This window comes from Comamonas sp. GCA5 (assembly GCF_036541385.1).
In the GTDB taxonomy this organism is placed as follows: Bacteria; Pseudomonadota; Gammaproteobacteria; order Burkholderiales; family Burkholderiaceae_C; genus Comamonas; species Comamonas aquatica.
This window is the reverse complement of sequence record NZ_JAZHFR010000279.1, coordinates 1-241: the sequence shown is the minus strand read 5'-3', so window position 1 is coordinate 241 and position 241 is coordinate 1. Positions and strand designations below refer to the sequence as shown.

Annotated in this window: 1 pseudogene; it reads right to left on the bottom strand. The window is 51.9% G+C overall.

Annotated elements, in window-relative coordinates:
- Positions 1 to 241, bottom strand: a pseudogene (locus SJH88_RS19630) (hypothetical protein); the annotation flags it as partial.

The window sequence follows — 241 nt, the reverse complement described above, 5'->3', positions numbered from 1 at the left end:
CAGCCAAGCGACCCTACCCTCACGACAAAGCCACGGAGTTTGCAACGGAACATCAGCCCCAGAATCCCACAAACCGAACATGCCCAGCCCTTCCCTCAAGGCATCAGGCATCGACACGCGCAGAGAGCCAAAAACCTGAGTCTCAGCCACACTGATACCACTGGACTGCCAATAACGTTTCTTATTGAAGTCAGAAATCAGATCCTTGGTGATGTACTTCCCGATGTACTTGGCAATCTTC